Raw genomic sequence first — 10,436 nt, 5'->3', positions numbered from 1 at the left:
AAAAAAAGGAAAAAGACATGTCAAACCTATTCATACCTAATCCCAAAGAAGCAGAATCCATCCATATCCTGAGGGAAGTGGCTGCGCAGTTTGAAAGACCTGTGTTGCTTTTTTCGGGAGGAAAAGATTCGATCACCTTGGTGAGGTTGGCCCAAAAAGCATTTTATCCGGCAAGGATTCCTTTTCCATTGCTGCATATCGACACGGGACATAATTTCCCGGAGACCATTGAGTTCCGTGACCAATTGGTCGCTGAATTGGGTCTTGAGCTGATCGTCCGCAAGGTGCAGGACAGCATCAACCAAGGCAAAGTCACCGAGGAAAGAGGCAGGTATGCGAGTAGAAACACCCTGCAGACCACGACGCTTTTGGATGCCATCGAGGAATTCAAATTTGACGCCTGCATAGGTGGCGCCAGAAGGGACGAAGAAAAAGCAAGGGCCAAAGAAAGGGTATTTTCTGTCAGAGATGATTTTGGGCAGTGGGATGAAAAAAACCAGCGTCCGGAGTTGTTTGACATGCTCAACGGCCGGATCCATCAGGGACAAAACGTCCGGGTTTTCCCGATTTCCAACTGGACTGAACTCGATGTCTGGGAATATATCAAAACGGAAAACATCGCCATTCCTTCCATCTATTTCGCTCATAAAAGGGAAGTTTTCTTCCGCGACGGCATGGTTTGGACAGCCAACGAGCATGTGTACAGGGAATCGCATGAGGAGGTATTTGAGAAAATGGTCAGGTTCAGAACTGTCGGTGACATGACCTGTACAGCGGCTGTCCTTTCAGAAGCTGAAACCTTGGATGCAGTTGTTGCAGAAATCAGAGATTCTACCATTTCCGAAAGAGGAGCAAGAATCGACGACAAACGCTCCGAAGCGGCGATGGAAAGCAGGAAGAAAGTCGGATATTTTTAAAGGAGTACCAAGTATCAAGTACCAAGTATCAAGACTGAAAAATTAGATGCATGGTAATTAGAAAAGACAATTATGAGAGTTAGGAGCCCCAATCTCATGTCTCAAATCTCACATCTCATATCTCGAAAATGGAAAATAGAAAACTTATAAAAATCGCAACCGCAGGTTCTGTAGATGATGGCAAAAGCACACTGATCGGAAGGTTGCTTTATGATACCAAATCCCTTACCACGGATAAACTTGAAGCGATCGAAAAAACCAGCCGTCAGCGTGGGTTTGATTACCTGGATTTTTCTTTGGCTACGGATGGCCTGATAGCAGAGCGTGAGCAGGGCATCACCATCGATGTGGCGCATATTTATTTCAATACCGCAAAAACCAATTTCGTCATTGCTGATACCCCCGGGCATGTGGAATACACACGAAATATGGTCACAGGCGCCTCTACTTCACAGGTCGCCATCATTTTGATTGATGCCCGAAAAGGCGTAATCGAACAGACCAACAGGCATTTCTTTATCAGCAACCTGCTCAGACTCGGGCACGTGGTCGTCGCTGTCAACAAAATGGATCTTGTCAATTACGACGAAGATGTTTTCCTTAAAATCAAGGCTGACTTTGAAGTTTTGGTGGAAAAAAGCGACTTCAAAACCGATCAGATCACCTTCATTCCAATTTCGGCATTGAAAGGTGAAAACATAGCCAAACAATCTGAACTCATGCCTTGGTATGTGGGCAATACGCTTTTGGATCATTTGGAAGTATTGGAGCCTTCGGATTTGCATGAAAGCACCGTTGCAAGATTTCCTATCCAATATGTGACTAGACCAAAGACCGAGGCATTCCATGATTTCAGGGGATTTTCAGGCAAACTCTATGGCGGAAGTCTGAAAGTGGGCGACGAAGTGACCATCCTGCCTTCTTTGACAGAATCAAAAATCAAATCCATCCACTTCTTTGATCAGGAATATACGGAGGCTTTGCCGGGTGCATCCATTACGATCACTTTGGAAAGCGAAGTCAATATGAGCCGAGGAGATATGTTGGTGAAATCCTCCGAACTGCCAAAATCTGAGAAGCAATTGTCAGCTACGATTTGTCAGGTCAATTCCAAGCCTTTGAAAGTGGGCGATAAATATACCCTTCAGCATGGCATCAACCGGGTTTTGGCAAAGGTTGAAAGTATCGATTCGGTGATCCATACCGATTTTTCAGGGGAGGTTCCGGCCACCCAACTCAAGCTGAACGACATCGGAAAGGTGAATTTCAGATTGAGCAAAGCGATCCACTTCGACACCTACCACGACAATAAATCCAACGGCAGGTTTATCCTGATAGATGAGGGAAGTCATGATACAGTTGGGGTTGGGTTTATTGAATAATTGTACCAAGTACAATGTATAAAGTACCAAGTAAGGATTCTTGGGAAAATTGAATCAAAATTAAGTGAGGTGACAAAAGTCTTGTGTCTTATGTCTCTCTTCTAAAATCTAATTTAAGATGCAAAGTTTTAGGACAGAAATAGAAAATCCGATAGTAGAGAAAGACATTCTCGAACTGGAAAGAAAGATCCGACTTTTTAGAGAAGGAAAAATTGACGAGGAAAAATTCAGAAGCCTCAGGCTGGCACGTGGTGTCTACGGTCAGCGTCAGCCGGGTGTACAGATGATCCGGATCAAGCTACCTTACGGAAAAGCTACAGGCGAGCAATTGAAGCGGATTGCAGCTGTTTCTGACAAATATTCTACCGGCAGATTGCACATCACCACCCGTCAGGATATTCAGATCCATTATGTAAGCTTGGATGAAACTCCTGCACTCTGGGCGGAACTCGAAAAAGACGATGTCACTTTGCGTGAAGCCTGCGGCAATACCGTTAGGAATGTCACTGCTTCAGAAACTGCCGGTGTGGATCCCAAGGAACCTTTTGACGTCACTTTGTATGCCGACGAAGTATTTAAATACTTTTTGAGAAATCCTGTATGTCAGGAAATGGGAAGAAAGTTCAAGATGGCTTTTTCAGCATCTGATGAAGATACCGCTTTGGCTTACCTCCATGATTTGGGTTTTATCCCAAAAGTAAAAACTGAAAACGGCCAAGAAATCCGGGGCTTCAAGGTCATGCTTGGAGGCGGTTTGGGTTCACAGCCTAGGCATGCCGACTTGATTACGGAATTCTTACCCACGGACGAACTGATTCCTTTCATAGAAGGTGTATTGCGGGTTTTTGACAGACATGGAGAGAGAGCGAGAAGGCTGAAAGCAAGAATGAAATTCCTTGTTGCAGACATTGGACTCGATGCATTCCTTGATTTAGTCAAAGAAGAACAGAAAGCACTTCCATTCAAAAAGTACCCCATAAACCACGACGATTACGAGAATTCCAAGGTCCTTCTTTCACCGGAAGTTCCGGAGTTAGAAGAGCCTTTGGATCTCGCTTATGAGCAGTGGAAACTCACCAATGTCTTGCCCCAAAAGCAAAAAGGTTTTGTGTCAATTGGGATTAAAGTGCTTTTGGGAGATTTCTATACGCCACAAGCAAGGCAGATTGCTGATTTGGTGGGGAAATATGCCAACAATGAAGTGAGATTTACTTTGAGACAAAACATCCTTATCCGAGATGTTCAGGAAAAGGCCATTCCATTCTTTTATCAGGAACTGAAAAAAATCGGTTTGGCGGATGCGGGCTACAATACCTTTGGTGACATCACCGCCTGCCCGGGAACTGATACCTGTAACCTCGGCATTGCAAGCAGCACCGGGATAGCAAAAGAACTCGAAAAAGTAATCCTTGCCGAATATCCCCAATACCTCAAAAACAAAGACCTGACCATCAAAATCTCCGGTTGTATGAATGCCTGCGGACAGCACAATATGGCGCATATCGGATTTCAGGGGATGTCGATGAAAGTCGGTAAAACAGTAGTTCCGGCCCTTCAAGTATTGCTTGGTGGTGGCACTTTGGGAAATGGTCAGGGAAGATTTGCAGACAAGGTCATCAAAATCCCAAGCCGCCGTGGTCCCGAGGCTTTGAGAATGTTGATTGCTGATTTTGAGAAAAATGCCAATGCCACAGAATCCTTTTTGGATTACTATGACCGAATGGGACATATTTATTTCTATGACATTTTGAAAGTATTGAGCGAAACCTCCACGATCACAGAAGCCGATCAGGTGGATTGGGGTCATGAGGAAGCTTATAAAGTAGCGGTGGGTGTCGGAGAATGCGCGGGAGTCGTCATCGATTTGGTAGCGACTTTATTGCTTGAAGCAAGGGAAAAACTCGAGCTTTCCAAAGAAGGCTTGGTGGAAAAAAGATGGTCAGATAGCATTTACCATACCTATGCAGCGATAGTGAATGCAGCGAAAGCGATCCTATTAAGTGAAAGCAAAAGCACCAACTCGTATGCAAACATTGTGACGCTTTTTGACGAGACTTTTATCGAGACCGGAAAAATCGGTTTGGAAAAAGACTTGGCTTCGATAGTGAATCAAATCAATAAAAATGAGACTTACCAAGAATTTGCAGAAACATATTTCAAAGAGGCAATCAAGGTATTTGACGCCATCAGCGCTTATAGAGAACAGGAGGTAACAGCATGATTCAAGCCATTAAACCAAAAGTAACCTTGGTCGGTGCGGGTCCGGGAGACCCGGAGCTGATCACGCTCAAAGGCGTCTTGGCACTCAACAAAGCCGATGTCGTCCTCTATGATGCATTGATTGACAAAGTCCTTCTCAAACATGCTCCTGACAATGCCATCAAGGTTTTTGTAGGAAAGCGGGAAGGTAGCCAAGTCAACCCACAGGAAGACACCAACAGAATTTGTGTGGAATATGCTTTGAAATATGGACACGTTGTCCGTTTGAAAGGCGGCGATCCATTCGTGTTTGGAAGAGGAGCAGAAGAAATTGATTTTATCTCAGCCTTCGGAATTCCAACAGAAATGGTTCCGGGCATATCCTCATCTGTGGCTGTTCCGGCTGCAGCAGGCATTCCTGTCACCAAACGGGGTGTGGCGGAAAGCTTTTGGGTGATAACAGGAACCACAAGTTCAGGTGAATTGTCCCGAGACTTGCATTTGGCTACCCAGTCCACGGCTACAGTAGTGGTTTTGATGGGATCAAAAAAGCTGGCCGAAATCGTCAAAGTCTACCAAAAAGCAGGAAAAGGAAATCTTCCCATCGCCATGGTCCAAAGCGGCACTACCAATGAACAGGAAGTTGTCGCAGGAACCATCAATGACATCCAGACCAAAGTAACCGAAAGCCGAATCGGCGGTCCTGCCGTCATTGTGATCGGGGAAGTGGTGAAGGAAAGTTATCAGTTGGCGGAGATATATCAATCAGCAGTAACTGTTTTGAAAAATTGAACTGATGGATATTGGATAACTGCCATGCGATATTATCCTTTGTCAGAAAGCGGCAAAACAGTATCGAACAATTTCTATGATTATCAACAAATACCAATCTTAAATATGAACACCCTCTACCCAATTTTTCTCAAAGTCCACCAATTGAATACGCTTTTGGTTGGTGGTGGATTTGTGGGGACTGAGAAATTGGCCTTTTTATTAAAGAGCAGCCCTAAGGCGCAGGTGACGGCCGTTTCCAGGGAATTCAATGAAGATTTTTTGGCTTTGGCAAAAGACAATCCTTATGTCACGCTGATTGAGGATGTCTACCATGAAAAGTACCTTGGCGCAAAACATATCGTCATCGCCGCTACAGACGACAAAGCTGTCAATAGGCGAATCCATGACGATGCCAAAGAAAGGTTTCTGTTGGTCAATGTGGCGGATACACCGGATCTTTGCGATTTTTATTTAGGTGGAATAGTCAGCAAAGGCAATGTCAAAATCGCCATCAGCACCAACGGCAAATCCCCTACCACAGCAAAAAGACTGCGCCAACTTTTGGAAGAAGTCATCCCCGAAGACATCAATGAATTGGTAGAAAACATCAACCAATACAGGGAGACTTTGAAAGGGGATTTTGAGTACAAAGTAGAGGCGCTGAACAAGCTTACGGAGGGCTTAGTCAGCAAGGAAAAATCAGGACAATTTGAGTAAAATCACACAATTGGTTCCGATTATGTGATTTTATTCACGCTTTTAAAACCAATTGTGTGATTTTGGCTTTCGCTTTTGATTCTAAAACCGAAAACCTATACCAACAGAATACCTGAATCCCATTGTGGAAAAGTTCGTGTTGCCGGAGAAATTTGCTACTTTATCTTCCAAAAGGTCGTCGATAAAAGGAACTTGATCAGCAATATGGTCAATTATTAATTGCAGCTTTTCATCCAACTCCACTTGGGTTAAGTCTCCATCCAAAGTCAATTGAACATTGTAATTGGAAAAAGAAGGCCCTATAACCAAAAAATCCAAAGTCATCCTATCCCAAACAACAAACTGATATCCCATTGCAACTCCGGCACTCAGGATATTCAATTTTGAGTTTAGTGTGACAATCCCATATTCATCGGTTTCATTACTTTGGATTTCAAAATCCTTGACGTTTTTAAAGTGGTGCAAAGACGCATATGGGGCAATGTAGACACCATGGGGGGCATTGTATTTGTTTTCTTTGGCCAGGTAAAACCTATAATCTACTGTTACATTGTATCCATACTGTTCAGCATTTGAAATTTTTTGAACATTCTCAAAGTTTTTCAGAAGTTCCGGCAGGGTAATGTGGCCCAATTGGATCGAGATAGACCGGTGGGGGTTGATTACTCTTTCATATTGAAACAAAAACGCACTGTTGTACAAAGCAGGCGCACTGAGGTTATATTTGATCACATTTTTTCTTTCCACAGAATCCGGCCTTTGGGCAAAAACCGAACAAGTGATCAAGAACAATCCAATAATAACAGGTAAACTAATGTATGCTTTCATCATTTCGTCAATTAAACCATTCAAAGGTAAATCAAATTTTTACCTTTTGGTACGAAATGAAAATCAATTGAAATCACAGAAGGAAAATTATACCGACAATTCCCTCCTGATTCTATACGCATTACCTTCAAGCAAACCTCCTTCGACACTTATCACCCCAATCGGTAATGAGCAAAAATCAATGCTCTTCCAAATTGTCAATATTTGATTTTTATGGCCCCGGATTAAATCAGTCATCAATTTTTTTTGCAATAAAAGTTATATTGTCTTCTCATTTATTTTCTTTCCCCGTCTGATTTCAAATTCCCGATTTATGAAAAAACTGTCCATTCTGACCATTCTGATAGTTGCCTTTGTTGTCAACATCCAAGCCCAATCCAAAAAAGCCCCGGATTTCAAAAAACTCGATGCCTATTTTGCCAAAATGGTGCAGGACTGGGATGTGCCCGGAGCAAGTATCGGGATTGTTAAGGACGGAAAACTTGTTTTTACCGGAAACTATGGCCTCATCGAAACCGGCAAACCCGAAAAACCTGACGAAAACACGCTATATGCCATTGCATCCAATTCCAAAGCCTTCACTTCCGCCATCATCGGCATGCTCGTACAGGAAGGAAAACTTAAATGGAACGACCGGGTCAAAGACCATCTCCCCTATTTTTCACTCTACGATGACCCTTGGATCAGCAGTCAGGTGACTGTAAGGGATATCCTCAGCCACAGGGTGGGTTTGGGTACATTCAGCGGAGATGTAATCTGGTACAAGTCAGAAATGAGTGCAGAAAACATGATCAAACTGGCAGGAAAACTCCCTCAGGCCTACGATTTCCGTGCAGGATATGGTTACTCCAACCTGATGTACATCACTGCAGGGGAACTCATCAAAAAAGTCACCGGCAAAACCTGGGGAGAAAATGTCAGAGAAAGGATTCTGATCCCCTTGGACATGAACAGGACGCTGACCTCAGCAATAGGTCTGGAAAACACAACGAATGTCACAACACCTCACGGCCGTGAAAATAACCTCAACTTCCCCATTGAATTTGAAGACTGGAGTGAAATCGGTGCCACAGGCGGCATCATCTCCTCGGTCAATGACGTGGCCAAATGGATGATCTTCAACCTCAATCACGGTATTAACGGCACAGATACTTTGCTCACCAAGTCCACCCGCAACATGGTCTGGACACCACATAACAATTTCACTGTGGACCATACCACAAAAAACGACTTAGGAAGGCACTTTTCAGGTTATGGACTGGGTTGGAATCTGGGAGATTTCCACGGAAAATTTATGGTAGGGCATACCGGTGGATTTGATGGGATGATCACTGCGGTGACGATGATTCCTGAGGAAAACCTCGGTATTGTTGTCCTGACCAACGGCCACAAAAGCCCCATCATGGCGGCCACCTATTATGCCTTTGACCAATTTCTGGGAACTGGTACAAAGGACTGGTCGTCAGATCTATTGGACCGTACCAATGAAAATCAAAAAAATGACACCCGTATCGCAGATATGAAAGCCAAACGGGTGATGGATACAAAACCTTCTTTCCCACTTTCTTCCTATACGGGAACATTCCATGCGCCGGTTTATGGAAATATCAAAGTCGTTCTTGAGGCAGGAGAACTGGTGCTCCTTTTCGAAAATTCCCCAAGGCTATCGGCTAAGCTGAGACATTGGCATTATGATGTATGGGAAATAGTATGGGACGAAAAGCATGCATGGTTCAGTTTTGGCACAGTCAAATTCCTGACCGACAACGACATGCAAATCACTGGTCTGGAATTCAAAGTACCGAATGATGACATTTTCTTTGAAGAATTGAAACCGAAGAAAGTGAGGTAAGACATTTGGATTCAGAATTGGGAAGTTTGTTATTCCCCTTCCAGCCTCCTCCAATAGGTAACGCAGGTCTAGAGTATATCTGCCTCGGACACGGAGTATCCCTAGCTAGGACACGGAGTATCCCTACCTCAGACACGGAGTATCTGTAAGGGAAGGTATACTAGGGGGTAAAGGAAAGGTAGCTTGGGAGTAGATGATCGGCATTGTTTGTTGGGCTGAAAGTTAAACGTTTAAGTTTGGGCCAAAACTTTTTATCAAAACCTGAATAGGTTAAATTATGCCTATGTTATCCTGCTTCTCCGGAAGCAGGAAATTAGTGCTATGCTGCTTCTCCATATGCCGGATCGAAGCCGTATCAATAAGTACTTGTAATTTTTATAGCCATGGAACCAAAACCTATCTTAGCCGAAGTGATTGGAAAGAAGATCATCCTCAAGATGCCCAAAAACGATGAAGACGTCAAGTTTGTCCTGACCCTCCGGTATTCGAAATGGAACAGGGATGGCTATTTCTGGGAGATTCCCCACTATCCCGGCAACCTCGAGCGGATCCAAATGCATTTTGGGGAAAGGCTTTCGCCTGTCATCCGACATGAGGTTGTCAGCACTGACCCCATAGAACAATCAAGGAAGGTTGACAAAAACCAGGTCTTGGTCATCAAAACCCGGGCCGGCAGACTTAGGCTGATTTTCGGATACAACCCTACTCTAACCAAAACCATAAAATCCATTCCCTACTACCAATGGGACCTTAAAAACAAATGGTGGACCATCCCCTACTCCGAGCAGTTTTTGGAAGAAGTGAAAGGAAAGATCGGGGAACTTGGTCTGACTTTTATTTTTGAGGAAGAAGAAAAGAAAACTGATGTGGTGGCCAAAGTTTCCCCCTATGACATCCCCAATTACCGGAAATGTCCTGAGGAGTATATTCACAAGCTGGAGGAAAGGAGGTATAGCCAAAGTACCATCAGGGCATACGTGCCACTTTTTGAAGAGTTTTTAAATCATTTCCCTGAAGTGGAATTAAAGGAATTAGGCGAAAAGGAAATCATGGAATTCTCCCATTATCTAGTCACGATAAGAAAAGTATCCTCTTCACATCAAAACCAAGCCATCAATGCTGCGAAGTTTTTCTTCGAAAAAGTCAAAGGTGGCGAGCGGAAATACTATCATGTAGATAGGCCGATCAGGGAAAAGGCCTTACCTGAGGTCTGTAGCGAAGAAGAAATCGTTGCCATCTTTAAAGCCACCGAAAACCTGAAGCATAAGGCAATCCTGATGACAATTTATTCAGCAGGTTTAAGGTTAGGTGAACTCATCAGTTTAAAAATTAAAGACATTGATTCTAAGAGAATGCAAATCAGAGTTGAACAGGGGAAAGGTAATAAAGATAGATACACGCTTTTAGCTCAAAAAACCCTTGAAATTCTAAGATTGTATATCAAACAAGATCGTCCCCATCATTTTTTATTCGAAGGACAGGGAAGTAAAATAGAAAGTCCGTTACCCTATTCAAAAAGAAGCGTCCAAAACATATTACGAGATGCTTTGGAAAAAACCAAGATTAAGAAAAAAGTTACTGTACATACATTGCGACATTCATTCGCCACCCATCTTTTAGAGCATGGGACAGATTTAAGATATATCCAAGATTTGCTTGGCCATGAAAGTCCGAAAACTACACAAGTATATACCCATATAACTACACGAGGATTTGACCAAATAAAAAGTCCATTGGACGGATTGGATATGTAGGATATTAGTTATA

Annotated in this window: 8 protein-coding genes; 7 read left to right on the top strand and 1 reads right to left on the bottom strand. The window is 43.4% G+C overall.

Annotated features, from left to right (window positions below; genetic code table 11):
• Window positions 1-17 precede the first annotated feature (17 nt).
• The 5 genes from cysD (at window position 18) to ACZFYI_RS09365 (ending at window position 5,989) form a co-directional block, all read left to right on the top strand.
• Window positions 18-917, top strand: a complete 900-nt coding sequence (cysD, locus tag ACZFYI_RS09385; protein WP_462523867.1) for a sulfate adenylyltransferase subunit CysD — start codon at window positions 18-20, stop codon at window positions 915-917.
• Window positions 918-1,045: 128 nt separating this feature from the next.
• On the top strand, window positions 1,046-2,299 hold the full coding sequence (locus ACZFYI_RS09380) for a sulfate adenylyltransferase subunit 1 (protein ID WP_462523866.1): 1,254 nt from the start codon (window positions 1,046-1,048) through the stop codon (window positions 2,297-2,299).
• A gap of 118 nt (window positions 2,300-2,417) precedes the next feature.
• The gene (locus ACZFYI_RS09375) at window positions 2,418-4,520 is read left to right on the top strand and encodes a HEPN domain-containing protein (RefSeq protein WP_462523865.1); all 2,103 of its coding nucleotides are present in this window, start codon (window positions 2,418-2,420) and stop codon (window positions 4,518-4,520) included.
• Complete coding sequence (gene cobA / locus ACZFYI_RS09370; protein WP_462523864.1) at window positions 4,517-5,290, top strand: uroporphyrinogen-III C-methyltransferase; 774 nt, start codon at window positions 4,517-4,519, stop codon at window positions 5,288-5,290. Before ACZFYI_RS09375 ends, cobA begins: the two co-directional genes overlap by 4 nt.
• 105 nt (window positions 5,291-5,395) lie before the next feature.
• On the top strand, window positions 5,396-5,989 hold the full coding sequence (locus tag ACZFYI_RS09365) for a precorrin-2 dehydrogenase/sirohydrochlorin ferrochelatase family protein (protein ID WP_462523863.1): 594 nt from the start codon (window positions 5,396-5,398) through the stop codon (window positions 5,987-5,989).
• Between the two features lie 81 nt (window positions 5,990-6,070).
• Here ACZFYI_RS09365 and ACZFYI_RS09360 read toward each other — a convergent pair whose 3' ends face one another.
• Window positions 6,071-6,817, bottom strand: coding sequence for a hypothetical protein (locus ACZFYI_RS09360; protein WP_462523862.1), 747 nt, complete (start codon window positions 6,815-6,817; stop codon window positions 6,071-6,073).
• A gap of 313 nt (window positions 6,818-7,130) precedes the next feature.
• On the opposite strand from ACZFYI_RS09360, the gene ACZFYI_RS09355 reads away from it, so the two are divergent.
• Both ACZFYI_RS09355 and ACZFYI_RS09350 read left to right on the top strand, forming a co-directional pair.
• The gene (locus ACZFYI_RS09355; protein ID WP_462523861.1) at window positions 7,131-8,669 is read left to right on the top strand and encodes a serine hydrolase; all 1,539 of its coding nucleotides are present in this window, start codon (window positions 7,131-7,133) and stop codon (window positions 8,667-8,669) included.
• A 383-nt stretch (window positions 8,670-9,052) separates the two neighbouring features.
• Window positions 9,053-10,423 (top strand): tyrosine-type recombinase/integrase, encoded by a 1,371-nt coding sequence (locus ACZFYI_RS09350; RefSeq protein WP_462523860.1) that lies wholly within the window; start codon window positions 9,053-9,055, stop codon window positions 10,421-10,423.
• Window positions 10,424-10,436 lie beyond the last annotated feature (13 nt).

This window comes from Aquiflexum sp., from assembly GCF_977115555.1.
The sequence above is the reverse complement of the archived record's forward strand: the minus strand, read 5'-3'. Positions and strand labels throughout refer to the sequence as shown.